Genomic DNA, 26,943 nt, shown 5'->3' on the forward strand with positions numbered 1-26,943 from the left:
CCGCTCCCGGCGAGGTCCGGCCAAGTGGCCGGGCGCGCCCGTCCCGCCCCTGGCCCGGACAGCGACACGGAGGGCGGCGCCATGCCCCGGCCCACGAGTGCCCAGATCGTCTACGGCTCGGCCACGGTCCTCCTGGCCACCCTCACGATGCTGCTGCTCTCGGGCACCCGCACCGTCGCCGGGATCACCGTCGTCACGGTCGCCGGTCTGGCCCTGGGCCTCCTGGTCGCCGTCACCGCCCCGGCCGTCGCGCCTCCCCTCCCCCGCAGACCGCCGGCCCCGGCCGAGGCCGCGGCACCCGGGGGCCCGGTGGTCACCGGGGTGGCGGGGGACGGCCCGGTGGTCGCCCGGGGCGGCTGGGACGGCCTCGGACCGGACGGTCAGTAGGGCGTCGACGGCTGCCGGGTGGAGACCACGACGGTCTTGGCGGCCTTGTCGTGCAGGCACTGGTGGTAGGGCCGGTCCCAGGTGCACCACAGGACGTTGACCAGCCAGAAGATCGCCCCGCAGCAGGGCACGACCTCCGGCAGCGAGTAGACCGCGGCCCTGATCCACGCTGCGGGCCCGGAGGGCACCGAACCGTCGTCGAGCATCGCCACCCGGATGCGCATGAGCATCTTGCCGACCGTCTGCCCCCGGTAGGCGAGCATGAGGGCCTCATAGACCAGGTACACCACCAGGGTGACCAGTTGGACCAGGCTCTGCTTGCCGGTGTCCCGGCCCACGACGAAGTCGCCGTCGGACGCGGTGTAGTGGATGTTCAGCGCGAAGGACATGATCAGGCCGATCGGCACCCCGATGATGAGCGCGTCGATGATGCGGGCGACCAGCCGTCGGCCCCGGTTGGCCAGCGGCGGCATCCCCGCCAGCGGGTCGGCCGCGCCGTAGGGCCCGCCGTAGGGGTTGTCCGAGCCCGGCCCGCCGAACGGTCCACCGCCGTAGGGCCCGCCGTAGGGCCCGCCCCCGTACGGTTCCCCGGCGCCGCCGTGGGCCCCGCCGCCTCCCTGGGGCTCGCCGCCCCCGGGGCCGGAGCCGGGCGGCGGGCCGGCTGCCCGCGCCCGGTCGTGTCCGCGCCCAGGGTCCGCACCGGGGGAGCCGTTGGCGTGGGACAGGCCCGGCGGCCCGGGACGCTCGGCGAGCGGGTCCTCGTCACGCGGCGGTTCTCCCGGCGGGGTCCTGGAGTCGTCGGTGCTCATGGCCCGAGTCGATCGCGCCCGGCCCCGCCCCGCATCCGGCGCGCGCCGTTCGGGGGACCGCCCGCCGGGCCGCGCCGCACGGGGAAACGGTCACCCCAGCGGACGCCCCGGTGGAGCGGCCACCCGGGCCGGCGCAGGCGGCACCGGAGCAGCCGTCAGTCGCTCTCCCGCTCGGCCACGAAGGTGCGGGCCACCTTGTCGTGCCAGCACTGGCGCCACGGCTTGTCGAACAGGCACCATGCCGCGTTCACCACGCCGACCGCGACGGCCCCCAGCACGCCGTAGACCAGCCAGCGTCGGGCGGCGGAGGCGAAGGTGGGCGTCTCGTGGTCCTCGATGTCCAGCACCCGGACCCCGCACAGCCGCTTGCCGAGCGTGACGCCCCACTTCGCGGTGGGCAGCGCCTCGTAGAGCAGACCGCCGACGAGGAGGACGGCGAGGACCACGGCGAGGTAACCGCCCGTCGTCCCGTCCAGGAGGTAGACGGTGGTCAGCCGGCCGCTCTGCTTGGCCGCGGCCACCTTGTCGGCGATGTGGTCGGCGCCCAGGGAGCCGAGCGGGAAGGCCACCGCGCCGACCACCGCACCGAGGACGACGCTGTCCAGCAGCCGTGCGGCGAAGCGGCGGCCGAGGGCCGCGGGACGGCCGGGGGTCGCCTCGGCGAACGCGAACGGGTTCTCCACCGGCGGCTTCCACGGCATGACCCCCTCCGCTGCCGGGCCGCCCTCGGGGGCCGCGCCACCTGCTGCGAACGGCTCGGGGACGAAGGCGTCCGGCGGCAGCGCCGTCTGCTGCGGGAAGGCGCCGGGCGGGAAGCCCCCGACCTGCGGACCGGCAGGGCCCGGGCCGGTGGGACCCTGCGGGCCGGCGGGGCCCGGGTTCGCCTGCGGGGGCACGGCGGGGGCGGGCTGCGCACCCTGGGCCGGCGGGGCGCCCTGCGGGGTCGACGGGCCCTGCGGCGCCGCCTGCGGGGGGACCTGCGCGCCGGGGCCGCTCTGCGGGCGCGGGACGCGGATGGCCATGGTGCTGTTGTGCGCCGGGGGTGGGGTGCCGGGGGTGGGCGCGGGGCCGGACTGTGCCGGGGCGCTGTCGCCCGGAGTGCTGCCGGCGGGGGTGCTGCCGGCGGGGGTGCTACCGCCCTCGCCGGACGGTTTCGCCCCACCGGACCGGACCGCGCGGATGGCGACCGTTCCCTCGTGGCGCGGGCCGCGGTCGGCGGGCGGGGTGGGGCCGCTCTCGGCGGCAGGCGCCTGGCCCTCCGGGGCGGCACCGCCCTGTCCGCGCGGGGTGGGCACCCCGGCCTGCTGCGCCTGGCCCGCGCCGGCGGACTGCTCGGCGCCCCAGCTGAGCCGTCCGCCGTCCGCCAGGCCGCCCTGGCGGGCGGGGTCCGCGTGCCAGCCGGGGGTGGGGCCGTCCAGGGCCGGCGGCGTGGTCTGCGCGGCCGAGGCCGACTCGTCGTCGAAGAAGACCGGGCCGGTGTCGGTCACCGCCGCGGCGGGGGCCCCGGCGCCGGCGGGGGTGTCGGCCGGGGCGCCGGCGTTCGCGGGCGGAGCGGGCGTCTCGCCGTCGGCCGCCGCGGGACGGCTGGTGCCCGGCTCCCAGGAGGAGCCGTTCCAGTACCGGATGTACCCGGGGATGGACGGGTCCGGGTAGTAACCCGGGGCTGGTGCGCCGGCGGCTCCTGGAGTGGGGGCACTCATGTCCAATTCCCGTATCTGTCTCGGTGTGCTGGGCGGTCGGCTCGCGCCCGGCCCGGTCGGGTCGCGCACGTCACCAGGTGCAGTCTGCCGCAACCGCGGCGTCCACATCTATCAGACGGGCCGAGGTGGGACGGTCACGACGGAGGTGGGCCACCTTTACGGGGTCCTCCGAAAAGGGTGTGCGAAGTCGCGTAAGGATCGTGTGGAGACGCCCTCTTGGAAGGTGTCGCCGTCGTGTCGCCGGTGACCGGCCGGCACGTCGCCGGCCGTGGCAGGCCCGCCCGGTGGCGGGGTGCGAGCAGCCGCGGAACCGCGGCAGGGGAAAGGGGCGAGGACCATGCAGGCGGTGGTGGAGCGGGAGTTGGAGCTGCGGCTGGTGCTGTCACCGGAGCGCAGTGTGGCAGTGCCGGCGCGGTTGACCTACCGCAGTGCGGACCCGTACGCGGTGCGGGTGACCTTCCACCTGGACTCGCCGGCGCCCGTGGAGTGGGTCTTCGCCCGGGAGTTGCTGGTGGAGGGCGTCTTCCGGGCGTGCGGTGCGGGGGACGTCCGGGTGTGGCCGAGCCGCAGCGGGTCCCGCGGGGTGGTCACGATGGCGCTGTCCTCGCCCGACGGCCAGGCCCTGCTGGAGGTGGCGACGGCCCCGCTGTCGGCGTGGCTGGAGCGCACCCTGCGCCTGGTGCCGCCGGGCACCGAACAGGGCCACCTGCGGCTGGGCGAGGCGGTGGCCGACTGGCTGGCGGGGGAGACGGACGCACCGCGGGCCGCGGACCCGGCCGCCGGGCAGGGGCCGGACGGCGTGGCGGGCGCCGCCGGGGAGGCGCGGCCGGGCGGGGCCGAGGAGGACCGGGCCGGCGGACCGCCGGAGGGGCCGCGGTCCGCGGCGGGCTGAGCCACCGCCGGTCACGGCACGGCCGGCGGGTGCGGGTCAGGTGAGGGGGCCCGCCGCCACCCCCTCGGCGAGCAGCGCGGGGGTGCCCTCGCCGGTGGTGCCGAGCCAGTCGGCCCCGTCGGCCGAACTCCGCAGCACCGGCAGCCGCGTGGCGCCCGGGCCCGGTACCAGGCGGGCGATCCGCAGGCGCTCGGCACTGTCGCCCCGGGCGGTGATCGCGGTCCGGGCGAGCGTTTCCAGGGCCGCGGGGTCGATCCGGGTAGCCGGGGCGTACGGCAGCGACCACAGGTCGGCGCCCTCGACCGGCCGCAGGGCGAACTCCTCCCCTCCCCCCGCGGCGGCCCGGCGCACCGGGGCGCGGAAGAGGTGGCGGGACCAGCGGTGGCGGGAGCTCCCGGTGGCCGCGGCGGCCGGCTGCCGGGGCGGGCCGCTCCTCGCGCGCGGTGGTGGGACCTCGGCCGGCTCCTCGCCGTACACCAGGTCCGCCGAGAGCACCGGGGTGCCGTCGTCGTCCCGGGCCAGGTCGACGGTGACCGTCCAGCTGCCGTCGCGGCGTTCGGCGCCGTGGCCCCGTTTGCGCAGGCGCAGTTCGCCGTCCCGGAAGGCCAGGGAGCCGAGCCGGACGTCGACGCCGGTCACCTCCCGCAGGCGCAGTGGGGGCCAGCCGTGGGGGGTGACCCAGTCGCCGAGGCTGATCGCGTACTCCAGCAGGACGGACACCGGCAGCGCCGGGTGCCCGTCGACGGTGTACTCGCCGAAGCACGGGTGGTCGCCGGTCCGCAGCCGGTTCACGCACTCGATGTCGCCGTGGATGCGGTAGCTGCGCAGCTCGCCCAGGTAGTGGCGGGCGGAGGCCCACCGGGGGTGGTCCGCGTCGTACACCAGGGGCATGCGGTTGGAGAGCTGGTGGGGCAGGACGGCGTTGCCGTAGCGGCCCATGAAGAGGACCTCGCCCGCGGCTCCGGAGAGGATTTCGCGCGCCCAGTGGTCCACCCCCTCGCCCGGGTCCACCAGGGAGGTGTAGCGCACCGCGGTCCTGAGGTTGGCCAGTCCGCTCCTGCCCGCCCAGGTGTGCCAGACGGTGGTCTGCGCCGGGATGCCCAGCTCGGCGCTGATCCAGTGGCCCAGGCGCGCCAGCGCGTCGTTGCCCGCGGAGTAGGCGACCTGGCCGACCATGCCGCCGACCCGCCCCGCCAGCGAGCCGACGCCGGAGACCAGGCGCAGCCGGGCCCCGGGGCGGGTGCGCACCGCGTCGACCACGGTGAGCAGGCCGTCGACCTTCACCGCGACGGTGTCGGCGACCTCGTGCGGGCTCTGGTCGGCGAAGCGTCGCGACTGGTCGGTGCCGGCGTTGTGGATCAGTACGGTGGGCGGTTCGCCGATCCGCTCCAGCAGGTCGCGCACCGCCTCGGGGTCGGTGCAGTCGCAGCGCTGGTACTCCAGGCGCAGCCCGGCGGCGGCGGCCCGCCGCAGGTTGCCGTGCACCTCGCGCTGCTGCGCGGCCCGGGACAGCCGCCGCCGCGTGTCGCGGACGGCGTCCTTCCCGGCCGCGGCCCTGAGTTCCTCGCGGCTCCACCGGGCGAACGCCTTCTCGTCGAGGGCCTGCCACGGCTCGTCGCCGGGGGGTGCGGCGCGCCCGGTGACCACGACCCGGCAGCCGGTCCGCCGGGCCAGTTCCTCGGCGATGGCGAAGCCGATGCCCCGGCCGCCGCCGGTGACCAGCACCGTGTCCTGGCGGCCGAGGTCGGGCATCGTCCGCCCCGGGAACCGCCCTTCCCGGGACGATAGGACCGGGTTGGCCACCCTTTACGCCGAAACATCCCTCGTGCCGTTGCGGATGATTCGACAAGGAGCCCCCGCGCGAATCGGCGCATACCGGTCCGACGAGATAGTTTCATAGGGAAATTGACTTCCCCGACGGCCATTCACCCGTCATTTGGCCGCCGGACGGAAGAAGTTTCGACAGCGTTTTCCCGCCTGGCGGCACGGGTTTCCGGGCGGGCTGCGCGCAATGCCTTCGGGGCGTCCGGACGCAGGGTCCGCACCGGCCGGGCGGTCACGCGTCCCGGTACGCCTCCAGCAGCCGCAGCCAGGCCTCGCTGAGCGTCGGGTAGGAGGGCACGGCGTGCCACAGCCGCCGCAGCGGGACCTCGCCGACGACGGCGATCGTGGCGGAGTGGAGCAGTTCGGAGACCTGCGGCCCGGCGAAGGTGACGCCGAGCAGCACCTCGCGGTCGAGGTCGACGACCATGCGGGCGCGGCCGGTGTAGTCGTCCCGGTAGAGGCCGGCGCCGGCGACGCCCGCCAGGTCGAGGTCGACGGTGCGCACCCGGTGGCCGGCGCGCTCCGCCTCGGCGGCGGTGAGGCCGACCGCGCCCACCTCGGGGACGGTGAAGACGACCTGCGGGACGGCGCCGTGGTCGGCGGTCGCCACGTGCGCACCCCACGGGCCGTCCTCCAGCAGGGTGTTGCCGCGGGCGCGCACCCCGATGGCGTCACCGGCGATGCGCGCCTGGTACTTGCCCTGGTGGGTGAGGAGGGCGCGGTGGTTGACGTCGCCGACTGCGTAGAGCCAGCCGCCGGGGACGTCGGTGACGCGCAGGCCGTCGTCGACCTCCAGCCAGGAGCCGGGGGTCAGGCCGACGGTCTCCAGGCCGAGGTCGTCGGTGCGCGGGGCGCGGCCGGTGGCGAAGAGCACCTCGTCGACGGTCAGCTCCGAGCCGTCGTCCAGGGTGAGGCGGACCGGGCCCGCGGGGTCGGCGCGGTCCAGGGAGGCGACGGAGACGCCGGTGCGGACCTCGGCGCCCGCCTCGCGCAGGGCGTCGGCGACCAGTTCGCCGGCGAACGGCTCCATGCGGGGCAGCAGCCCCTCGCCGCGCACCAGGACGGTGACCCGGGAGCCCAGGGCCTGCCAGGCGGTGGCCATCTCCACGCCGACCACGCCGCCGCCGACCACGGCCAGGCGGCCCGGTGCGGCCTTGGCGGAGGTGGCCTCCCGGCTGGTCCAGGGGCGGGCGCCGGCGATGCCGGGGAGGTCGGGGACGACGGCGCGGCTGCCGGTGCACACGGCCACGGCGTGGCGGGCCAGCAGGGTGCGCGGGGCGGCGCCCTCGCGGGTGACGGTGACGCGGCGCGGGCCGTCGAGCCGGCCGTGGCCGCGCACCAGGGTGATGCCGGCGGAGTCCAGCCACTGCACCTGCCCGTCGTCCTGCCAGCCGGAGGCCTCGGCGTCGCGGTGGGCGAGGACCTCGGGGACGTCCAGCGGTGCGGCGGCCAGGCTGCGCAGCCCGGGGGTGTGGCGGGCGTCGGCGTGGGCGGCGACCGGCCGCAGCAGGCCCTTGCTGGGCATGCACGCCCAGTAGGAGCACTCGCCGCCGACGAGTTCGCTCTCGACGATCACGGTGGTCAGGCCGGCGGCGTGGGCGCGGTCGGCGACGTTCTCCCCCACCGGCCCGGCGCCGACCACCACGACGTCGAAGGTCTCCGCCGCCTCGTCGGTGCCGGCCCCGGTGCCCTCGTCCCTGCTCGCCATCGGTCCCTCGTCTCTGCAAGGCTCCCGGCGCGCACCGGTCGGTGACGCGCCCGCACGGCCCTGGCGGCCGGCCCGTGGGACATCCTGCCCGGGCGGGGCCTGCGCGGCCACACGGTGCGGGCCTTGCGGGTACGGCCGGTCGGGCGTCGCGGGCGTGGCCGGTCGGGCGTCGCGAGTACGGCCGTGCCGTGTTCCGGGTGCGCCGGGCGGGCGGTCAGAAGACCTTGCCGGGGTTGAGGAGGCCGAGCGGGTCGAAGACCTCCTTGATGCCGCGGTGCAACCGCAGGGAGACCGGGCCCAGTTCGCGGGCGAGCCAGTCCTTCTTCAGCAGGCCGACGCCGTGCTCGCCGGTGATGGTGCCGCCGAGTTCGAGGCCGAGGCCCATGATCTCGTCGAAGGAGATGCGGGCGCGGGCGGCCTCGTCCTCGTCGGCGGGGTCGAAGCAGACGGTGGGGTGGGTGTTGCCGTCACCGGCGTGGGCGCAGACCCCGATGGTCAGGTCGTGCCGGGCGGCGATGGCGGCGACGCCCTCGAGCAGCTCGCCGAGGCGGGAGCGGGGGACGCAGACGTCGTCGATCATCGTGACGCCCTTGACCCGGTCCAGGGCGGTGAGCGTCAGGCGCCGGGCCTGGAGCAGCAGGTCGGACTCGGCGGCGGTCTCGGCGGGCACCACCTCGGTGGCGCCGGCCTCCGTGCACACCCGGGCCACGGCGGCCAGGTCCCGGGCGGGTTCGGGGGTGTCGAAGGCGGCGAGGAGCAGGGCCTCGGTGGTCTCGGGCAGGCCCATGTTGGCCATGGCGTTGACGGCCTGGATGCTGGTGCGGTCCATGAGTTCCAGCAGGGCCGGGGCGTGGCCGTCGGCCATGATGCGGCAGACGGCCTCGCAGGCCGCGGCGGCGGTGGGGAACTCGGCGGCGAGGGCGAGCTGCTGCGGGGGTTCGGGTTTGAGGGCGAGGGTCGCCCGGACGACGATGCCGAGGCTGCCCTCGGAGCCGACGAAGAGACGGGTGAGGTCGTAGCCGGCCACGCCCTTGGCGGTGCGCCGGCCGGTGTTCAGCAGCGAGCCGTCGGCGAGGACGACGGTCAGGCCCAGGACGTACTCGGCCGTCACGCCGTACTTGACGCAGCACAGGCCGCCGGAGGCAGTGCCGATGTTGCCGCCGATGGAGCACATCTCCCAGCTGGAGGGGTCCGGCGGGTAGTACAGCCCCTGGGCGGCGACGGCGCGGGAGAGGGTGGCGTTGATGACGCCGGGTTCGACGACGGCGACCCGGTCGACGGGGTCGATCTCCAGGATGCGGTCCATCTTGGTGAGGGAGAGGACCAGGCAGCCGTCGCTGGCGTTGGCGGCGCCGGACAGGCCGGTGCGGGCGCCCTGCGGGACGACGGGCACGCGCAGTTCGGTGGCGGTCCGCATGACGTGCTGGACCTGTTCGACGGTGCGGGGCAGGACGACGGCCGCGGGGGTGCCGGCCTCGCAGAAGCTCGCCATGTCGTGGGCGTAGGAGACGGTGACGTCGGGGTCGGTGAGCACCGCGTCCTCCGGTAGCCCGGAGTGCAGCCGTTCGATGAGCTTCGCGCTGTCCATGGCGACAGCGTGGCACCGGTCGGCGGGGCTGCGGAAGGACTGTGGAAAAGCGTCCCGCACTGTGGTCGGCCGGGGCTGCGGGAGGGGTGGGGCGCGTGGGGCCGCCGCTGCGTCCCCGGTTCCGCCGGTGGGGGCGCGGGGCGGGGACGCAGCGGTAGGGGTGGGGGGTGGCGTGCGGGGCGCGGGCCCGGGGTGCTCAGAGGTTGCCGCGCTTGGCCTGTTCCCGTTCGATGGCCTCGAAGAGGGCCTTGAAGTTCCCCTTGCCGAAGCCCATGGAACCGTGGCGTTCGATCATCTCGAAGAACACCGTGGGCCGGTCCTGGACCGGCTTGGTGAAGATCTGCAGCAGGTAGCCGTCCTCGTCCCGGTCGACGAGGATCTTCAGCTCGCGCAGCGTCTCCACCGGCACCCGGGTCTCACCGGCCCACTCCCCCAGGGTGTCGTAGTAGGAGTCGGGGGTGTCCAGGAACTGGACGCCGGCGGCGCGCATGGCGCGGACGGAGGCGACGATGTCGTTGGTGGCGAGCGCGATGTGCTGCACGCCGGGGCCGCCGTAGAACTCCAGGTACTCGTCGATCTGCGACTTCTTCTTGCCCACCGCCGGCTCGTTGAGCGGGAACTTGACCTTGCGGTGCCCGTCGGCGACGACCTTGGACATCAGGGCGGAGTACTCGGTGGCGATGTCCTCGCCGACGAACTCCTTCATGTTGGTGAAGCCCATGACGTCGTTGTAGAAGGACACCCACTTGTCCATGGCGCCCAGTTCGACGTTGCCGACGCAGTGGTCGATGGCCTGGAAGCGGCGCGGGCCCTGGGTGGCGGGGTCGACCAGCGGCTCGGCCGCGACGAACCCGGGCAGGTAGGGGCCGGTGTAGCCGGAGCGCTCGACGAGGGTGTGGCGGGTCTGGCCGTAGGTGGCGATGGCGGCGGTGACGACGGTGCCGTGCTCGTCCTTGCTCTCCCGGGGTTCCGCCAGTCCGGTGGCGCCCTGGGCGACGGCGTGGGCGTAGGCGGCGCGCGCGTCGGGCACCTCGATGGCGAGGTCCACCACGCCGTCGCCGTGGGCGGTGACGTGGTCGGCGAGGAAGCGGCCCGCGCCGGTGGTGGGCCGGATGACGGAGGTGAAGACGAACCGGGCGCTGCCGGAGGTCAGGACGTAGGAGGCCGTCTCGCGGCAGCCGGTCTCCGGTCCCTGGTAGGCGACCAGGCGCATCCCGAACGCGGTGGCGTAGTAGTGGGCGGCCTGGCGTGCGTTGCCGACGGCGAAGACGACGGCGTCCATGCCCCGTACCGGGAAGGGGTCGGCCGCGCGGGCGGTGGCGGGGACGGCGTCGGGGGTGGGGGCCTGCTCGATGTGCGTCGAGGTGTCTGCCATGGCGGCAGGGTGCCCCCGCTCGACAGGGTGCGCAACACATCGGCCGGCGGCTGGGCATTCTGCCCGGTGCGGAGCGGATCGGACGGGGCGGTCTGTGCAGGATGCCCACCGCGGGACTATGGTCCGCCGATGGCGATCGACCAGTTGGACGGCAGGCTCATCGAGTTGCTGGCCGCCGAACCGCGTATCGGTGTGCTGGAGGCCTCGCGCCGCCTGGGGGTGGCGCGCGGCACCGTGCAGGCGCGCCTGGACCGGCTGCAGAGCCGGGGAGTGGTGCGGGGCTTCGGCCCGGACGTGGACCCGGCGGCGCTGGGCTACCCGGTGACGGCGTTCGCGACCCTGGAGATCCGGCAGGGCCAGGGGGCGGACGTGCGGGCCCACCTGGCGTCGGTGCCGGAGGTGCTGGAGCTGCACACCACCACCGGCCACGGCGACATGCTCTGCCGGCTGGTGGCGCGCTCCAACGCCGACCTGCAACGCGTCATCGACCGGGTGGTGGGTTTCGCCGGGATCGTGCGGGCGGCGACGACGATCGCCATGGAGAACCCGGTGCGCTTCCGCGTCATCCCGCTCGTCCGGCAGGCGGCGGAGGAGGGCGGCCGGCCGCCGGGCTGAGGGGCGCCGGACGGGCGCGGCTCCGCGGGGTCTCAGCAGCTGGGGACGGCGGCGCCGGTCCGCAGCTTGCGGAGGCTGTCGACCGCGCCGGACAGGGAGGTGACGGGCACCAGCCGCATGCCCTTCGGCTGGTGGGCCCGGGCGTCGGTGCACTCCTCGCGCGGGACGAGGAAGACGGTGGCGCCGGCGCGCGCGGCACCCTGGGTCTTGAGCGCGACCCCGCCGACCGGGCCGACCTTGCCGCTGTCGGTGATGGTGCCGGTGCCGGCGATGGTCCGGCCGCCGGTCAGGTCGTGCCCGGCGCCGTCACCTGCGAGCCGGTCGATGATGCCGAGGGAGAACATCAGGCCGGCGCTGGGGCCGCCGACGCCGGCCAGGCGCAGGGTGACCTTCACGCCGTCGCCGGAGCGGTGGAGGTAGCCGAGCGCGGCGGCGGTGGCGCTGTTCTGCGACTGCCGCATCTGCGCGAGGTTGCGGCGGTTGACCTCCTGGTCGGAGTCGCCGGCCGGGTAGACCGCGTCGTGCGGCATGACGGCGATCTTCTGGTCGAACCAGCCGGAGACGACGTCCGGCAGGTGCACGGCGACGTCGGGCCCGCTGGCCGCGATGGTGGTCATGCGCAGCTGCCCGGTGGTCGGCCGGGTGGTGGCCCCGCTCACCGTGATGACGGGCTTGCCGTCCTTGCTGCCGAGGACGTCGGCGGTCTCCCCCGGGGCGGCGATCGAGAACGGCAGCGGCGCGAAGACGGCGACCGCCAGCAGCGCGACGACCAGGACGGCGCAGACGGTCAGGGCGCGGGAGCGAGAGGACACACCGGACAGCCTAGTGGGGACCGGTCCGAGCCGGTGTTCCGGGCCGTGCGGGACAGCCCTCAGGCCGGACGCCGCCCCACCGCCAGCAGGTGCGAGCCGGCAGCCAGCAGTTCCGGGTACGGCTCAGCCATCCGCGCGGCGGCGAGCGCCGACTCGAACAGCGGCGAGGCGCGGAAGGACCGGTCCGTGTTCCGCTCGGCCGCGGCGAGCATCGACCACGCCGGCCCCTCGACGCCGAGGACCTCCACGCCTTCCAGTCCTGCGGCGGTCATCTCCTGGCGCAGCTCCTCGCCGCTGTGGAAGTAGGCGGCCGTGAATCCCCGCCTGCCGTCGTGCACCTGGCTTTCCAGGATGGTGGAGACGCTGTCGTGCAGGCGCTCGTGGTGGAGGTGGGCGAACGCGGCGTGCTCGAAGAGCGAGGAGTAGCGGTTGATCCCCGCGGCGGCGACCAGCCCACCGGGGCGGACGACACGGCATGCCTCCGCCAGCGCCCGGTCCCGGTCCTGCCGTTGCTGGAGGTGGTAGAGGGGCCCGAGGAGGAGGACGACGTCACAGGAGGAGGTCTCGGCGCCGAGGGCACGGGCGTCACCGATCTCCGCGACACAGCCGGGGATCCGGCCCGCCTGCTCCACGTGCCGGGGCACCGGGTCGACGAGCGTGACCTGGTAGCCGTCCGCAACCAGCCACCGCGCGTGCGCACCGGGCCCACCGCCGACGTCGAGGACGTGAGCCGGTGGCGCGGGCAGGTAGCGGCGCAGGAGTTCCTGCGTCCGCACCAGTTCGAGAACCCCTTCGGCCGTGGCCGAAAGGCGCTGCGACTCGTCGATCGTGGACGCGTAGAAGCGCATGACCTCAGGAGCGACCGAAGGCACCATGGCGGGTACGGTACCGGTCGACCGAACAACTTGTCCCGGGAGGTTCGATGGCCGAGCTGAAGTACCAGCAGATCGCCGACAACCTACGGTCGCGGATCACCGACGGTGAGTTCGGCCCCGGGGACATGCTGCCTTCAGGGCGAGATCTGTGCGTCCAGTGGGGCGTGTCCCGCGCAACAGTGGTCAAGGCCATGGACGTGCTGCGTCACGACGGAATCGTCACTGCGCAACAGGGCTCCGGCTTCACCGTCGTCGAAACCCCGGTGGCCAGACCGGCCGGACGTCGCGGGATGGGTCCGCGTGCAATCGGTGGGCGCCCCTTCCGTCGCCTGGGAACACCGGACTGGCAGCTACCGCCACCCCGGGTCGCCGAGGCCCTGCAGGTCGGTGAAGGCGTTGCGGCGCTGCGTCGGGACCGGCTGGTCCTGCTCGACGAGGGTGACCCGTTCTCTCTCGTGAGCGCCTGGTTCCCGCGGAACGTCGCGGACATGTGCCCCCGCCTGGCACAGGCGAGCCCGCTGGCCGAAGGCACGACGGCCTACGTCTCCCGGATGACCGGTCGCTCTCCGGTGACCGGCGTGGATGTCTCGACCACGCGGTTGGCGACCCGCGAGGAAGCGGAGCTACTAGGGGTGGAGCGGCCCACCGCTGTCGCCGTCATGTTGCACACGGCGTATGACCGGGACGGTGGCGTTCTGGTCTGTGAGGAGGGCGTCACACCGGGCGACCTCTGGGAAGCAGTCGACCAGTACCCGATGGGGAGGGCGGGCTGACCCCTTTCGGGGGATTGACTGGACCGGTCAACCGGTCCAATCTCAAGGGACAGTCCACCTTCGCCAGCGGGGGTCACCCAGCGATGCCATCCACCCGATCGAGGAGCGACCGCGATGACGACTCCGCGTCCGTCGACGTAAGGACGATCAACGCCACCATCGCCAGAGTGCACGGCATGGCCCGTGGCCGCCTCGCGTACGACGACGTGGCCGCCGTCCACCTCGCCCTCCGCGGCCACCTCGCCGTCCTCCTCGACGACGCCCGCGAGCTTGCCGCCCGCATGCCCGCCGGCTCCTTCGACCGGCACCGGATGGACATCCACCTCCAGCGCCTCACCGCCACCCACGCCCGCCCCTCCCGCCCAGCGCCGGAGCCGCCTACTCCGACGTCGGCCAACTCATGCGCGGCTGCGAGTGGTTGCTCACGCAGCTCGACGCGCATGGACCCGCATAGGACGCGGGCGGCGACGTACCTCACGGTGCTCGCCGTCCTCGCCGGCCTGCTCGCCCTCGGTATCGCCCACGGCTGAGCGGCCCCTGTACTCCCGCCGCGGTGTCCCACGAGGAACCGCGGCGGGCGACACGCACCACTCGACAACGACAGGAGTCACCCGATGACGACCGCACCCACACACGACGGCAGGCACGGCGGGAAGCCCGCTCCCATCAAGCCGTGGACGCCGCCCACCCCGCCGAGCCCGGACGGGAACGGCGGGGGCAACGGCGGCAACGGTGGCGGCAGCGGGAACGGGCGATAGGCCGTGCCCACTCCCCACCAGGGGCATGCTGCGCTCGTCCAGGAGCTGGACGAGCGCGGCCTGTTGTCCCCGCAGTGGTGCGCCGTGTGGCGGCGCACGCCGCGCGCCGCGTACCTCCCCGAGCGCGTCTGGCGCCAGGATCCTGACCGGTGCCGTCCGGTCACCACCGAGGAGGAACGGTCACGGCTCCTCGCCTCGGACGTCCCGATCGTCACGCAGATCGATGATGGGGCAGAGGACGGCCCCGGCGTCGCCACCGCCTCCAACAGCATGCCGAGCATGGTGGCCACGATGCTCGGCCTGCTCGACGTCCGCGACGGGCAGGAGGTGTTGGAGATCGGCACTGCCACCGGTTATGTCGCCGCGCTCCTGTCGGCCCGCCTCGGCGCAGAGCACGTCACGAGTGTGGAGATCGACGCCGGCCTCTCCGAGCAGGCCCGTCGGTTCCTCACCGCAGGCGGCCACCACCCCCGACTGGTCGTTGCCGACGGCGCGGCCGGGTGGCCCGGCGGCGCGCCGTACGACCGTGTCATCTCCACGTGCGCACTGCGGCAGGTTCCCTACGCGCTGGTCCGCCAGTGCCGCGACGGCGGCGTGATCGTCGCTCCCCTGGTCCGCGAGGTGTGGAGCGGCGCCCTGGTGCGCCTCACGGCTCGGGAGGACGGAACGGCGTCCCGAGCCGTTCGCAGGCGGCGCGTCCTACATGCCGATGCGCTCCCACCGGGCCGGCGCCGCGGCCCCGGTCGATACTTCCTCGCCTCGCAGCCGGTGGGCCGAGGTGGCACCCACCCACCTCACCCGGCTCGGTTTCGCACTGTACGCCGGGGCTCGACTTCCGGGTCTGAGCATGGTGGAGGGCAGTGGCGAGGCGGGCGTGCGGCTGTGGGTGGCGGACGGCAGCGGGTCGGCTGCCGTCGCGGACGCGGACGGCTCGGTCACGGTCTACGGGCCGCGGGACGTCTGGAAGGACGTCGAGGCGATGTGGGCGGAGTACGAAAGACTCGGCCGCCCGTCCGACCGGGACATGGGCATCACGGTCACCCCGTGCGGACAGCGGGTGTGGGTACGGTCCGCCGAGCACGAGGTCTCCGCCGCGTGGTGACGGCCCGTGCCGCGGGGCCTACCGCAACGCCTCCGCCACCTCCCGGGCCGCCTCCACCACCCGGGGCCCGACCCGGTCGGGCACCGCGTCGCTGAGCATGACCACGCCGACGCTGCCCTCTATGCCGGACACGCCGAGCAGCGGGGCGGCGGCGCCGCTGGCGCCGGTCTCCAGTTCGCCGTGGGTGACGACCAGGCCGCCGTCCTCGGTCCGGCCCTCCCGGGCGCGCAGCACGGCGCGGCCCGCGGCGCCCCGGTCCAGGGCGTGCCGGAACCCGGTGCGGTAGGCGACGTGGTACTCGGTCCAGGTGGGTTCGGCGACGGCGACGGCGAGGGCGTCGTGGCCGTCGACGAGGGTGAGGTGGGCGGTCGCACCGACCTCCTCGGCCAGGGAGCGCAGGGCGGGCAGCGCCGCCTCGCGGACCAGCGGGTGGACCTGCCGGCCCAGCCGCAGCACGCCCAGTCCCACCCTGGCCCGGCCGCCGAGGTCACGCCGGACCAGGGAGTGCTGCTCCAGGGTGGCCAGCAGCCGGTAGACGACGGTGCGGTTGACGCCGAGCCTGGTGGACAGCTCGGTGACGGTCAGGCCGTGGTCGCTCTCGGCGAGCAGTCGCAGGACCCGCAACCCCCGGTCGAGCGTCTGGGAGGTCTCCGCGGTCACGGCACCCCCTCCTCCCCAACGTGGCGGCACCAGGCGGTGCGGCTGCCGGTCCCGCGGCAGCGCGCCGTGAGGCCGCCGATCGCGATGCACACCGGCTGCGCTCCGCGGCGGCTCTGCCACGAGGCGGGTGCGTGAGCGGGAGAGTAGCGAGCCGGTCCGCTGAGCGGAAGGGTCTGTCCAGAATCCGGGCGCGCCAGGTCAACGCGGTCGGCCGGCGCGTCCGGTCAGCGCATGCGGGTCGCCCACTCCCGGATCTTCTTGATCCGTTCGGTGAGCTGTCCGGCGGTCGCCTCGGCGCTCGGCGGTCCGCCGCACACCCGGCGCAGTTCGGTGTGGATGACGCCGTGCGGCTTGCCGCTCTGGTGGACGTAGGCGCCCACCAGCGTGTTCAGCTCCTTGCGCAGCCCCAGCAGTTCCTTGTGGGTGACCACGGGCCGGCGCTCGGCGGGCATCTCCAGCAGGTCGGCCTCCTCGTCGGGGCGCTTCTTGCTGTGGGCGATCTGCCGGGCCTGCCGCTTCTGGAGCAGGAGTTGGACCTGGTCGGGTTCGAGGAGGCCGGGGATGCCCAGGTAGTCCTGCTCCTCCTCGCTGCCGCTGTGCGCCTGCATGCCGAACTCGGCGCCGTCGTAGAGGACCCGGTCGAAGACGGCGTCGGACTCCAGCGCCTCGAAGGAGAGCTGGTCCTGCTCGCCGGTGTCCTCGTCCTGCTCCTTGTTGGCCTCGTCCATCTCCTTCTCGGACTCGGCGTAGGGGTCCTCCTCGCCCTGCTTCTTCGGCTTGTCCAGGACGTGGTCGCGCTCCACCTCCATCTCGTTGGCGAAGGTCAGCAGGGAGGGGACGGTGGGCACGAAGACGGAGGCGGTCTCGCCGCGCTTGCGGGAGCGCACGAAGCGGCCCACGGCCTGCGCGAAGAACAGCGGGGTGGAGATGGTGGTGGCGTAGACGCCGACCGCGAGGCGCGGCACGTCGACGCCCTCGGAGACCATCCGCACCGCGACCATCCACCGGTCCTGCGAGGCGGCGAAGTCGTCGATGCGCTGCGAGGCGCCGGTGTCGTCGGACAGGACGAGGGTGGGGCCTTCCCCGGTGATCTCGCGGATCAGCTTGGCGTAGGCGCGGGCCTGCTCCTGGTCGCTGGCGATGACCAGGGCGCCGGCGTCGGGGATGGCCTTGCGCACCTCGGTCAGGCGCCGGTCGGCGGCCTGGAGGACGTTGGGCATCCACTCGCCGCGCGGGTCCAGCGCGGTGCGCCACGCCTGGGAGATCGCGTCCTTGGTCATGGGCTCGCCCAGCCGCGCGGCGATCTCGTCGCCGGCCTTGGTGCGCCAGCGCATGTTGCCGCTGTAGGACAGGAAGATCACCGGGCGGACGACGCCGTCGGAGAGGGCGTCGCCGTAGCCGTAGGTGTAGTCGGCGGCGGAGCGGCGGATGCCGTCGTTGCCCTCCTCGTAGGCGACGAAGGGAATGGGGTTGGTGTCGGAGCGGAACGGGGTGCCGGTCAGCGCCAGGCGCCGGGTCGCCGGCTCGAACGCCTCCAGGCACGCCTCGCCCCACGACTTGGAGTCGCCGGCGTGGTGGATCTCGTCCAGGATCACCAGCGTCTTGCGCTGCTCGATGCGGTTGCGGTGCAGCATGGGCCGCACGCCGACGCCGGCGTAGGTCACCGCGATGCCGTGGTACTCCCGGCCGAGCGGGCCCGCGCTGTACTCGGGGTCGAGTTTGATCCCTATCCGGGCGGCGGCCTCGGCCCACTGCTTCTTCAGGTGCTCGGTCGGCGCGACGACCGTGACCTGCTGGACGACGTGGTGGTGGAGCAGCCAGGACGCCAGGGTCAGCGCGAAGGTCGTCTTGCCGGCGCCGGGGGTGGCCACCGCCAGGAAGTCACGCGGCTGGGTCTCGATGTACCGGTCCATCGCCCCCTGCTGCCAGGCCCGCAGCTTGCTCGCGGTTCCCCAGGGGGCCCGTCCCGGGAAGGCCGGGGACAGGTGGTGGTTGCTGGTGGCGTTGGTGGTGGTAGTCACGGTCTCCGTCGGGCGGGTCGGCGTTGCGCAACCGCGTCAGCCTAACGCGTCGGGGTCGGGCGCCGCCCGCACCGCCCCCGCCCCGCCGATGTGACCCCGGCCTCTTCCCGCGGGGCCAACCCGGGCTTTGGCGGGCCGCGTTCCGCCCGGGCTGCCGGCCTCCGTGCGGGGGCCGGGCCGCGTCGTCCCGGGCGCCCGCCACCGTCCCGCCCGCCGTACGGGCCCGCCCGCCGCCGGCCCGTCCACCCTCAATGGGCGTCGGCGTCAGTGGGCCTCGGCGTCCTCGTCCCCCGCCGCCGCCCGCCCCGCCGGCCGGGCCCGTACGTGGAGGCGCTCGCCCTGCGGCCCGAAGAGGCCCAGGACCTCCAGGGGCCGGGTGCCGGCGTTGCTCATGGCGTGCGGCACCCGGGTGTCGAACTCGGCGGCCTCCCCGGCCCGCAGCTCCATGTCGTGCTCGCCCAGCCGCAGCCGCAGCCGCCCGGAGAGCACGTACAGCCAGTCGTACCCCTCGTGGCTCCTCAGCTCCGGCAGCGGGGCGTCCGGGTCGAGGGGCGGGTAGATCTGCTTGTACGCGCGCATGCCGCCCAGATAGCGGGTGAGCGGGATGAAGGTGGTGCCGTGGAGGTTGAAGGGCTTGGGGTGGATGCGCGGGTCCTCGGCGGCCCGGGTGCCGACCAGCTCGTCCAGCTGCACGCCATGCGCCCTGGCCAGGGGCAGCAGCAGCTCCAGGGTGGGCTTGCGGCCGCCGGACTCCAGGCGGGAGAGGGTGGAGACGGAGATTCCGGTGAGCTCCCCGAGCCGGGCCAGGGTCATGCCGCTCTCCTGGCGCAGCGCACGCAGCCTGGGCCCCACGGCGGTCAGCACACCGCTCAAGTCGTCGCTCATCCCTCCATTTGCCGCCCCGGCAACAAAGTTTGTCAAGCTGTCCCGGGGTGGGTGACCCTTCGCAGGGACGGTCCGAGAAGGCGAGCCAGGAGGAGCCATGGTGCACACGGAGATGGACCCGGCGCAGTACGCGGACGACGCCGCGATGTGGGACGCCCGCTACGCGAGTGCCGAGCGGATCTGGAGCGGGGAGCCCAACGTCGTCCTGGTGCGGGAGGTGGCACAGCTGTCGCCGGGCCGCGCCCTGGACCTGGGGTGCGGCGAGGGGGCGGACTCGGTGTGGCTCGCCCGGCAGGGCTGGCGGGTCACGGGCGTCGACATCTCCGAGGTGGCGCTGGAGCGCGCCGCCGGGCACGCCCGGGACGCGGGCGTCGCCGACCGGGTGGAGTGGCGCCGCCACGACCTGGCCGAGTCCTTCCCCGAGGGCGAGTACGACCTGGTGAGCGCGCAGTTCCTGCACACCCCCGGCACCCTGCCCCGCGAGCAGGTGCTGCGGCGGGCCGCGGCCGCCGTCGCCCCGGGCGGCGTGCTGCTGGTCGAGGGCCACTCCTCCCCGTCCCCCTGGCAGCAGGACCACCACCACGCCGACCTCCAGCTCCCCTCGCCGCAGCAGGTCGTCACGGACCTGCGGCTGCCCGAGGGCGAGTGGGAGGTGCTGGTCTGCGAGGACCACGACCGCGTGCAGAAGGGCCCGGACGGCGAGGAGGTCCACCGGAGGGACAACACGGTGAAGGTGCGCCGGCTGCCCCGCTGACCTCCTCCCGGTCCCAGTGGCCCCCGCGCCACCGCGCCCGTGGGTCCGCCCGGCCGGCGCAGGTCCGGCGCGATCCCGGGCAGGCTTGAGCCATGCCGACCTACGCCTCCTACGACACGGCCCGCCTCCACTACCGCGAGCTGGGTCCGTCCGGCACGCCGTTCCCCCCGCTGGTCTGCCTGGCCGGCGGGCCGGGCCGGGACGCGGCCTACCTCGGCGACCTGGCGGGCTCGCCCGGACCCGTCCCCTGGTGGTGCCGGACGCCCGCGGCACCGGGGACTCCCCCGTCGCGCAGGACCCGTTCCAGTACGCCTTCCCGCGCGTCGCGGAGGACGTCGAGGCGCTCCGGGCCCACCTGGGCCTGGAGCGGTTCGCGCTGCTCGGGCACGACGCGGGCGCGACGACGGCCCAGGCGTACGCGACCCTGTACCCGGAGCGGCTGACCCGGCTGGTGCTGGTGTGCCCCGGCTCCCGGTTGCAGGGCGGGCAGCTGGAGGACGCGCGGGAGATCTTCGAGGCCCGCTCCGGGGAGGAGTGGTGGCCGCAGGCCGCGGCGGCCGTCGCGGACCTGGCCACCGCCTCGGACCTGCGCGAGGTCCGCGAGCTGCGGTGGCGGGCGGCGCCGCTGGCGTACGGCCGCTGGGAGGAGCGGCAGCAGGCGCACGCGGCGACCGAGGGCGGACAGCTCGGGCCGGTGCCGCGCGCCGGGTTCTGGCAGGGCGTGGACGAGGCGGCGCGCCGGGCCCTGGTCGAGGGGCTGGGCCGGGTGGCGTGCCCCGTCCTGGTGGTCACCGGCGAGTTGGACGGGGTCACCGGGGTGCGGGCCGGTGACCTCGCCGCCGCGTCCTTCACCGCCTCCGCCGACGTGCGCCGCCGCACCCTGCCGGGCGTGGGCCACTACCCGTGGGTGGACGAGCCGGAGTTGTTCGCCGAGGTGGTGACGGAGTTCCTCCGGGCCGGGTGAGCGCCCGCGACCAGGGTGCGGGGCGTGGCGGCCCTCGGCTACCGGGCGGCGTCGAGCGCCACCATCCAGGTGCCGCGGGCCTTCTCGCCCTCCGCGGGAGTCCAGTCGGCGACGACACGGCCGAGGCCGCCGGGGGCGGGCGCATCACCCCCGGGGCGCAGGACGCGCAGCAGGTGCAGGGTGAGGGGCGAGCCGGTGGCGCCCGTGACGGCCAGCTCGGTGCCGTGGGCGGTGTCCTTGACGGCCGTGGGACCGGCGGCGTCCACCGGGCCGGCGAGGCTGGTGAGGACCTCGACGGCCGGGTCGGGGGTGTTGCTGACGCTCTGGGCCTGCGGCTCGGCCGCTCCGTGCAGCAGCGCGGTCAGCTGCGCCACCACGACCGGGTCGCGGCTGCCGTCGTAGGCCCAGCGCCGGCCCAGCACACCGTGCTCCATGGTGCCCAGCAGCGCGTCCTCGGCGCCCGGCAGCGGTGCGCCGCGGTAGGCGAGCGGTACGTGGTAGGTCACCGGCTCGGGCCCGGCGGAGTCGGTGGCGGCCATGATCTCGATGCCGACCTCGCCGGCGGGGTCGTCCAGCCGGAAGCCGCCGGTCCGCTCCAGCCGTGGTGCCCGGCCGCCGACGTACCACGGCCGGGTCGGGAGCCATCCGGCGAGCAGCTCCAGCTTGGTGGGGCTCAGCGTGGTGCGGTGGACGACGGCCATGGGGAACACCCTCTCTGTCGGCTGCCGCCCATCCTGCCACCCCCACCGCCGCCCCCGGCAGGTCGTTCCGAAACGCCGACTGCCCTTCCGGCTGCGGGATTTCGGCGAGGTTCGGGACGTCAGCCCGGTGCGGCCACCGCGGCCTGCGGGCGGATCGGGAGGCGGCCGATGGGGCGGCCGGTGGCGGCGCGCACCGCGGAGGCGACCGCCGCCGGCGAGGTGACCACCGGCACGGCGCTGGCCGGCTTGGCGCCGAACGGCGCCACCACGTCCCGCTCCTCCACGAGCTTGACGATGCGGATGTCGGGGGCGTCCAGGGAGGTCGGCAGCGGGTGGTCGGTCAGGTCCGGGTGGCGGACCTGACCGCGGCTGCTGCGCAGGTTCTCCATGAGCGCCGCGCCCAGGCCCTGCGTGACGCCGGCCTCGATGCGGGCCCTGAGCTGGGCGGGGTTCAGGACGCGGCCCACGTCCTGCGCCACGGTCATGTCGACGACGCGGACGGTGCCGAGTTCGATGTCGACGTCGGCCACGCAGCGGATGGCGCAGAAGGCGAGGCCGACGAAGGCGTCGCCCTGGCCCGACTCGTCGAGCGGCTCGGTGGGGTGCGGGCGGCACTGGGCGGTGGCCCACAGCTCCTTGCCGTCCAGCGCCTCGTCGACCGTCGTGGAGAGCACCCCGTCGTAGGAGGTGATGCGGCCGTCGTTGATCTGGAGGAGTTCGGTGGACATACCGAACTTGTGCGCCAGCGGCTGGAGGAGCTGGGTGCGCACCATCTTCGCGGCGCGTTCCACCGCGCCGCCCGAGACCCAGGTGTGGCGGCCGTGGCAGGCCGGGCCGGCCGGCGGCTGGTCGGTGTCGACGCCGGCGACGACGACCTCGTCCACCCCCAGGACGTCCTGGACGATCTGGCGGGCCAGGGTGGAGAAGCCCGAACCGGTCTCCACCGCGGCGCAGATGACGGTGGCGACGTTGCCGCTCACCTTCACCGTGGCGGTGGACACCTCGTCGGCGCCCTCGGCGCCCAGCATGTGCACCATGCCCAGCGCGTAGCCGACGCCGCGGCGCACCGCGGAGGGCTCCCCGGCGCCCTCGGGGCCGCCGGGCAGCAGCCACTCCTCGGGCGGGGCGTCCTTGGGCAGCTCCGGCAGCGGCTCCTCGCGCACCGCGCGCAGCAGCTCGGCGACCGGCGCGGGGCAGGTCACGGTCTGGCCGGTGGGCAGCAGGTCGCCGGTGGCCATCACATTGCGCATCCGCAACTCGGCCGGGTCCATGTCCAGTTCGGCGGCGAGCTTGTCCATCTGGCCCTCGTAGGCGGCGCACACCTGCATCGCGCCCTCCCCGCGCACGTGCCCGGACGGCGGGTTGTTGGTGCGCACCACCCAGCCCTCCACGAAGGCGTGCGGCACGACGTAGGGGCCGCAGGCGAAGGACACCGCGGCGGCCAGTGCCTCGGAGGAGGTGTCGGCGTAGGCGCCCGCGTCCATCAGGATCTGCGCCTCGACCTTGACCAGCTTCCCCTCGCGGTCCGCGTGGTGGCGGTACCGCAGCAGCGTGGGGTGGCGGTGGCTGTGGGTGAGGAAGGACTCCTCGCGGGTGGCGGCGAGCTTGACGGGGCAGCCGGTGCGCATGGCCAGCAGGCCGAGCGCGATGGAGACCCCCGGGTCCTCCCGGTCCGCGGTGGCGCCGGGCACGCCGGTGACGACGACCTTGACCTGTTCGGGGCCCAGCCCGAAGCAGGCGGCGGCCAGGTCGCGGTCCACGTGCGGGTCGGTGACCGCGGCGTAGATCTCCACGCCGCCGTCGGGCCGGGGCACCGCCAGTCCGGCCTCGGCGCCGATGGGTGCCGGGTCCTGCCGGCCGATGCGGTAGAGGCCCTCCACGACCACCTCGCCGACGGCCTGCGGGTCGCCGAAGCTGAGCGGGATGTGGCGCAGCAGGTTGCCGTCCGGGTGCAGCGGCTCGGCCTCGAAGGAGAGTTGCGGGTCGGTGACGGGCTCCAGGAGCTCGTACTCGACGGCGATGGCGGCGGCGGCCAGGCGCGCGGTGTCGGGGTGGTCGGCGGCGACGGCGGCGATGGCCTCGCCGTGGTGACGCACCTCGTCGTGGGCGAAGACGGGCCGGTCGGAGGTGCCGCGGCCGTAGGCGGCGTCGCCGGGCACGTCGGCGTGGGTGATCACCGCGTGGACGCCCGCCATGTCCACGGCGTGCTTGGTGTCGACGGACAGCACCCGGGCCCGCGGGTGCGGGGAGCGCAGGATGGCGGCCCACAGCAGGCCCTCGGCCCACAGGTCGGCGGCGTAGGGGAAGAGGCCCTGCACCTTGGCGGGTGCGTCCGCCGAGGGGACCGGCTCGCCCAGTCCGTGCGGCTGCTCGTCCGCCACCAGGTCCGGGCCCGCTGGGGCCGGGGTCGCGGTGACCGGGGTGTGGGTGGTGGCGGTCATGCGGGGCCTCCCGTCGTCGGCGGGGTGGTGCCGGTCCCTGGCCCGGCGTCACGCGGGTGGTCGGTTCCGTCCTGCTGCCCGGCCCCGGGGGCGGCGGCGTCCCCGGGCTCCGCGTGGGCCTCCTCGTACGCGGCGCGCCGTGCCCGTGCCACCTCGTCGACGGCGTCGAGCACACCGCGGTACCCGGAGCAGCGGCAGAGGTTGCCGGCGAGCGCCTTGCGGGCCTCCAGCTCGCTGGGGGCGTGGTTGCCCTCCAGCAGGTCGTGCAGCGTCATGGCCATGCCCGGGATGCAGAAGCCGCACTGCACGGCGCTGCAGGCGACCAGCGCCCGCTGCACGTCGGAGGGTTGGCCGTTCTCGGCGAGGCCCTCGACGGTGCGCACCTCGCTGCCGGCGGCGGTGGCGGCCGGCACCAGGCAGGAGGCGACGAGCCGGCCGTCCACCTGCACCGAGCAGGCGCCGCACTCGCCCTGCGAGCAGCCGTCCTTGGCGCCGGCCAGGCCGAGCCGCTCCCGCAGCACGTACAGCAGCGACTCGCCGATCCAGGCATCGGTGACGGGCCGGTCGGCGCCGTTGACGGTGAGGACGTAGGAGGCGAGGGGGTGTTCGAAGGACGGGTCGGGGGCGGGCGCGGCCTCCTCGGTGTCCTGGTCCGCCTCGGCGCCCGGTGCCTCCTGGGGTGCGTCCTGCGCCGGGACGGGCGGGCTCGCGGGCACGCCGGCCGGGCCGGCGGGGTCGCCGAGGTCGGCCGGGGCCGCCGTGGCCTCGTGCGGAGCGTGGTCCGGGTCAGCGGGAACGGCCGGCTCCCCGCCCTGCGCCGGGACGGTCGGCGCGCCGTCCGGCGCGCGGTGCCCGTCGGCACCGTCGAGGGGGCGGCGGGCCCGTGGGATGGCCGGGTCGCCTCCCGGGCCGTGGTCGGGGCCGGCGGGTGCGGCAGGCTCCGCGTCGGCGTCCGGCCGGTGGCCGGCGTCCTCCTCGGCGGGCACGGGCGGGGCCTGCTGCACGTCGACCGGCTCGGCGGGTTCGGCGTCGACGGGGGGTTGGGCGGCCTCGGCGTCGGAGGCGGGCCAGGCACCGGCGTCGGGGGCGGCCTCGGGTGCGGCCTCGGGGAGCGCGGCCTCGGGTGCGGCCTCGGGGCTGAGCGTCCCGGCGCCGCCCGTGGCGGCCTCCGGCGCCGCCTGGGCGAGCGGGGCGTGCGGGTCGTCCGCGGGGGCGGCGAAGGGCTGCTGGTCCCCGTAGCCGTAGCCCTCGGTGCCGGGGTCCGTCGCCGGCCGGTGCTCCTCGTAGGGCTGCCCGCCGGGGTACGGCTCCCCGGTGAACGGCGTGCCCTGGCCGTAGGGGTCCTGGCCGTGGAGGTCCTGGCCGTGGAGGTCCTGGGGGTAGGGCTGCTGCTCGAACGCGCCCTGGCCGAAGGGGTCGTGGCCGAGGGTGTCCTGGAGATGGTCGGCGGCGGGCGCGCCGGGGCGGAAGGCGGCGGGGTCCGGCTCCGCCGCTCCGCTCCCGCCGGCCGCGTCCGCTCCCGCATGGCCGGTCCCGGGGGGACCGAACGGGTCGTGCGGGGTGGTGGTCTCCCACGCGCCGTCGGTGTGCGGTGCCAGGCCCCACTGGCCGCCGGGGTGCGCGGGGTCGCCGGGGTGCTCGCCGTGGTCGGCGGGGTCGGTGGGGTGCGGCTCGGCGGGGCCGGGGGCGTGCAGGTCGCCCTGCGGGTAGCCGTAGCCCTGGTCGTGGCCGGCCCCGCCCCAGGTCCCGGGGTCGGCGTACGGACCGGGTGCGGAGAGGGCGTCGTGCGCGGTGCCCGGCTGCTGCCAGGTCTCCCCGGTGTGCCACTGCTGCCGGGCACCGGTGTCGTGGCCGCCGGCGGACGGGTCGGTGAGGGGGTCGGCGTAGCCCTGGTGGGGGTAGGCGGAGTGGCCGCCGGCGTCGCCGTAGTGGCCGCCCGTGGCGGTGTACTCGCCGGAGTCGTCCCGCTGGTCCTCGGGGGCGACGGGGACGGACCAGTCCCCGCTGCGCCCGTAGTCCGCGGCGCCGGGGTCGCCCTGCTCCGGCCAGTACTGGTGGGCGCCCCACTGCCCGGGGTCGCCCGCGGCACCGGCGAACGGCATCGTCCACTGGGCGGTGGCGGCCGGGTCGGCGTCCGCGCCGGGCGGGTTGCCGGCGGCGTCCGGGGCGGGGAACGAGGACGGCGGCGTGTAGCCGTGGCCGGGGGCGGCCAGCGGATCGCCGTGGTCCTGCGCGGGGTCGCCGCCCGGCGCACCGCGGCGGCGCGCCGGCCCGGTGGTGAACCCCTCGGGCAACTGGACGAAGGAGGTGGCCTCCTGGTCGACCTCGCCGCCCTGCGGCAGCGGCTCCCAGCGCTGGCCGGAGTGGCGGGGACCGTGCTCGTCGCGCTCGTCGCTCATGACAGCGCCCTCCCAAGGGCTCGGCGGGCAAGGGCCGACACGGTACGACGCAGGTGCAGGGCGGCCGGCGGCAGGGGGGACGTCTCGCCCGCCTCGTCGGGCGCCGGGTCGGGGATGCAGGCCGCGGCGACGTACTCGCCGAACGCGGTGAGCGCCTCGGGCACCAGGCCGCGCGCACCGTCCCAGTCGATGAGCGAGGCGACCCACTCCTCGGCCTCCAGCGGTCGCAGCGGCATGGCCGCGACCGCGCCCACCGCGCACCGCACGCTGCGCCGCGCCGGGTCGAGCACCACGGCGACGGAGGCCGTCGCGCGGCCGGGGCCGGTACGGCCGGTGGCCTTCAGGAACGCCTGCGGGGCGTGCAGCAGCGGCACCCGGACGAAGCCGACGACCTCCCCGGGGCCGAGCATGTCGCGGCCGGCCAGGAGGTGGCTGACGGGGATGTCACGGCGGGCGCCGCCGGGCCCCGCGACGACGACGGTGGCCTCCAGGGCGGCCAGCACCGGAAGGGTGTCGCCGGTGGGCGCGGAACTGACGATGTTGCCGCCCAGCGTCCCGGCGTTGCGGATCTGCGGCGGCCCGGCGGAGCGCGCGGCGGCGGCGAGCGCGGGGATGAGCGCGGCGAAGTCGGGGCGTCCGATGCGCGCGAGGGTCAGGCCGGCGCCGAGCAGCGCCTGGCCGTCGAGGTACTGCCAGCCTCTGATCTCGCTGATCCGGCCGAGGCCGACGAGGGCGGCGGGCCGTAGCAGGCCGGCGTTGACGGCGGCCATCAGGTCGGTGCCGCCGGCGACCGGCACGGCGGCGGGCATGGCGGTCAGGGCCGCCACGGCCTCGTCCAGCGAGACCGGCAACGTCACGGACGGCAACGCCTGCGGTGCTGCGTGCGTGGTCAACCCAGTC

The 26,943-nt window shown here is 75.4% G+C and carries 22 protein-coding genes and 2 pseudogenes; 9 read left to right on the forward strand and 15 right to left on the reverse strand.

All coding sequences use genetic code 11. From position 1 onward, the window contains the following. Positions 1-81 precede the first annotated feature (81 nt). Entirely contained in the window at positions 82-387 is a 306-nt protein-coding gene (locus ACFV3R_RS04315; protein ID WP_385575238.1) for a hypothetical protein, read from the forward strand. On the opposite strand, the gene ACFV3R_RS04320 is transcribed toward ACFV3R_RS04315, so the two are convergent. Next, positions 381-1,196 (reverse strand): RDD family protein, encoded by an 816-nt coding sequence (locus tag ACFV3R_RS04320; RefSeq protein WP_385575241.1) that lies wholly within the window; start codon positions 1,194-1,196, stop codon positions 381-383. The genes ACFV3R_RS04315 and ACFV3R_RS04320 overlap by 7 nt on opposite strands. 155 nt (positions 1,197-1,351) lie before the next feature. Further along, positions 1,352-2,896 (reverse strand): RDD family protein, encoded by a 1,545-nt coding sequence (locus tag ACFV3R_RS04325; protein WP_385575244.1) that lies wholly within the window; start codon positions 2,894-2,896, stop codon positions 1,352-1,354. A gap of 337 nt (positions 2,897-3,233) precedes the next feature. Between ACFV3R_RS04325 and ACFV3R_RS04330 the strand changes: the two genes are divergently transcribed. After that, positions 3,234-3,788 (forward strand): SsgA family sporulation/cell division regulator, encoded by a 555-nt coding sequence (locus tag ACFV3R_RS04330; RefSeq protein WP_385575247.1) that lies wholly within the window; start codon positions 3,234-3,236, stop codon positions 3,786-3,788. A 36-nt stretch (positions 3,789-3,824) separates the two neighbouring features. Here ACFV3R_RS04330 and ACFV3R_RS04335 read toward each other — a convergent pair whose 3' ends face one another. The 4 genes from ACFV3R_RS04335 to hppD all read right to left on the reverse strand — a co-directional run bounded on the left by ACFV3R_RS04335 (position 3,825) and on the right by hppD (position 10,283). Continuing rightward, a complete protein-coding gene (locus ACFV3R_RS04335) occupies positions 3,825-5,540 on the reverse strand; it encodes an SDR family NAD(P)-dependent oxidoreductase (RefSeq protein ID WP_385575250.1) in 1,716 nt (571 codons plus the stop codon). Between the two features lie 304 nt (positions 5,541-5,844). After that, positions 5,845-7,320 (reverse strand): dihydrolipoyl dehydrogenase family protein, encoded by a 1,476-nt coding sequence (locus ACFV3R_RS04340; RefSeq protein ID WP_385575253.1) that lies wholly within the window; start codon positions 7,318-7,320, stop codon positions 5,845-5,847. 214 nt (positions 7,321-7,534) lie between these two features. Next, positions 7,535-8,908: an FAD-binding oxidoreductase gene (locus ACFV3R_RS04345; RefSeq protein ID WP_385575257.1), complete on the reverse strand. Its 1,374-nt coding sequence runs from the start codon at positions 8,906-8,908 to the stop codon at positions 7,535-7,537. A gap of 196 nt (positions 8,909-9,104) precedes the next feature. Next, on the reverse strand, positions 9,105-10,283 hold the full coding sequence (gene hppD, locus ACFV3R_RS04350; RefSeq protein WP_385575260.1) for a 4-hydroxyphenylpyruvate dioxygenase: 1,179 nt from the start codon (positions 10,281-10,283) through the stop codon (positions 9,105-9,107). 129 nt (positions 10,284-10,412) lie between these two features. On the opposite strand from hppD, the gene ACFV3R_RS04355 reads away from it, so the two are divergent. Next, complete coding sequence (locus tag ACFV3R_RS04355) at positions 10,413-10,898, forward strand: Lrp/AsnC family transcriptional regulator (RefSeq protein ID WP_385575263.1); 486 nt, start codon at positions 10,413-10,415, stop codon at positions 10,896-10,898. 32 nt (positions 10,899-10,930) lie between these two features. Here the strand turns inward: ACFV3R_RS04355 and ACFV3R_RS04360 are convergent, their stop codons facing one another. Both ACFV3R_RS04360 and ACFV3R_RS04365 read right to left on the reverse strand, forming a co-directional pair. Continuing rightward, positions 10,931-11,710, reverse strand: a complete 780-nt coding sequence (locus ACFV3R_RS04360) for a PDZ domain-containing protein (protein WP_385575266.1) — start codon at positions 11,708-11,710, stop codon at positions 10,931-10,933. Between the two features lie 59 nt (positions 11,711-11,769). Then, complete coding sequence (locus tag ACFV3R_RS04365; RefSeq protein WP_385575269.1) at positions 11,770-12,585, reverse strand: class I SAM-dependent methyltransferase; 816 nt, start codon at positions 12,583-12,585, stop codon at positions 11,770-11,772. Between the two features lie 47 nt (positions 12,586-12,632). On the opposite strand from ACFV3R_RS04365, the gene ACFV3R_RS04370 reads away from it, so the two are divergent. The 4 genes and pseudogenes from ACFV3R_RS04370 to ACFV3R_RS04385 all read left to right on the forward strand — a co-directional run bounded on the left by ACFV3R_RS04370 (position 12,633) and on the right by ACFV3R_RS04385 (position 15,218). Beyond that, complete coding sequence (locus ACFV3R_RS04370; protein WP_385575271.1) at positions 12,633-13,358, forward strand: GntR family transcriptional regulator; 726 nt, start codon at positions 12,633-12,635, stop codon at positions 13,356-13,358. 83 nt (positions 13,359-13,441) lie between these two features. Then, positions 13,442-13,888: a DUF6415 family natural product biosynthesis protein gene (locus ACFV3R_RS04375; RefSeq protein ID WP_385575274.1), complete on the forward strand. Its 447-nt coding sequence runs from the start codon at positions 13,442-13,444 to the stop codon at positions 13,886-13,888. A gap of 519 nt (positions 13,889-14,407) precedes the next feature. Then, positions 14,408-14,722, forward strand: a pseudogene (locus ACFV3R_RS04380) (methyltransferase domain-containing protein); the annotation flags it as partial. Positions 14,723-14,894: 172 nt separating this feature from the next. Continuing rightward, positions 14,895-15,218, forward strand: coding sequence for a hypothetical protein (locus ACFV3R_RS04385; protein WP_385575510.1), 324 nt, complete (start codon positions 14,895-14,897; stop codon positions 15,216-15,218). An 18-nt stretch (positions 15,219-15,236) separates the two neighbouring features. Here the strand turns inward: ACFV3R_RS04385 and ACFV3R_RS04390 are convergent, their stop codons facing one another. The 3 genes from ACFV3R_RS04390 to ACFV3R_RS04400 all read right to left on the reverse strand — a co-directional run bounded on the left by ACFV3R_RS04390 (position 15,237) and on the right by ACFV3R_RS04400 (position 18,784). Next, the gene (locus ACFV3R_RS04390) at positions 15,237-15,878 is read right to left on the reverse strand and encodes an IclR family transcriptional regulator (RefSeq protein WP_385575277.1); all 642 of its coding nucleotides are present in this window, start codon (positions 15,876-15,878) and stop codon (positions 15,237-15,239) included. Between the two features lie 224 nt (positions 15,879-16,102). Beyond that, positions 16,103-17,899 (reverse strand): DEAD/DEAH box helicase, encoded by a 1,797-nt coding sequence (locus ACFV3R_RS04395; RefSeq protein ID WP_385575280.1) that lies wholly within the window; start codon positions 17,897-17,899, stop codon positions 16,103-16,105. 264 nt (positions 17,900-18,163) lie between these two features. Next, positions 18,164-18,784, reverse strand: a complete 621-nt coding sequence (locus ACFV3R_RS04400; protein WP_385575283.1) for a helix-turn-helix domain-containing protein — start codon at positions 18,782-18,784, stop codon at positions 18,164-18,166. 97 nt (positions 18,785-18,881) lie between these two features. On the opposite strand from ACFV3R_RS04400, the gene ACFV3R_RS04405 reads away from it, so the two are divergent. Then, positions 18,882-19,538 carry an SAM-dependent methyltransferase gene (locus tag ACFV3R_RS04405; RefSeq protein WP_385575286.1) on the forward strand — a complete coding sequence of 219 codons (657 nt, stop codon included), beginning with the start codon at positions 18,882-18,884 and terminating at the stop codon, positions 19,536-19,538. A 92-nt stretch (positions 19,539-19,630) separates the two neighbouring features. Further along, positions 19,631-20,502 (forward strand): annotated as a pseudogene (locus ACFV3R_RS04410) (alpha/beta fold hydrolase). A gap of 38 nt (positions 20,503-20,540) precedes the next feature. Here the strand turns inward: ACFV3R_RS04410 and ACFV3R_RS04415 are convergent. The 4 genes from ACFV3R_RS04415 to ACFV3R_RS04430 all read right to left on the reverse strand — a co-directional run bounded on the left by ACFV3R_RS04415 (position 20,541) and on the right by ACFV3R_RS04430 (position 26,936). Then, positions 20,541-21,203 (reverse strand): 1,4-alpha-glucan branching protein, encoded by a 663-nt coding sequence (locus tag ACFV3R_RS04415; protein WP_385575290.1) that lies wholly within the window; start codon positions 21,201-21,203, stop codon positions 20,541-20,543. Positions 21,204-21,322: 119 nt separating this feature from the next. Beyond that, entirely contained in the window at positions 21,323-23,644 is a 2,322-nt protein-coding gene (locus ACFV3R_RS04420; RefSeq protein WP_385575293.1) for a xanthine dehydrogenase family protein molybdopterin-binding subunit, read from the reverse strand. Beyond that, a complete protein-coding gene (locus ACFV3R_RS04425; protein ID WP_385575296.1) occupies positions 23,641-26,043 on the reverse strand; it encodes a 2Fe-2S iron-sulfur cluster-binding protein in 2,403 nt (800 codons plus the stop codon). Before ACFV3R_RS04425 ends, ACFV3R_RS04420 begins: the two co-directional genes overlap by 4 nt. Further along, entirely contained in the window at positions 26,040-26,936 is an 897-nt protein-coding gene (locus ACFV3R_RS04430) for an FAD binding domain-containing protein (RefSeq protein WP_385575299.1), read from the reverse strand. The genes ACFV3R_RS04425 and ACFV3R_RS04430 overlap by 4 nt, the downstream gene beginning before the upstream one ends. Positions 26,937-26,943: the final 7 nt, after the last annotated feature.

The organism is Streptomyces sp. NPDC059740, assembly GCF_042733155.1.
Lineage (GTDB): Bacteria > Actinomycetota > Actinomycetes > Streptomycetales > Streptomycetaceae > Streptomyces.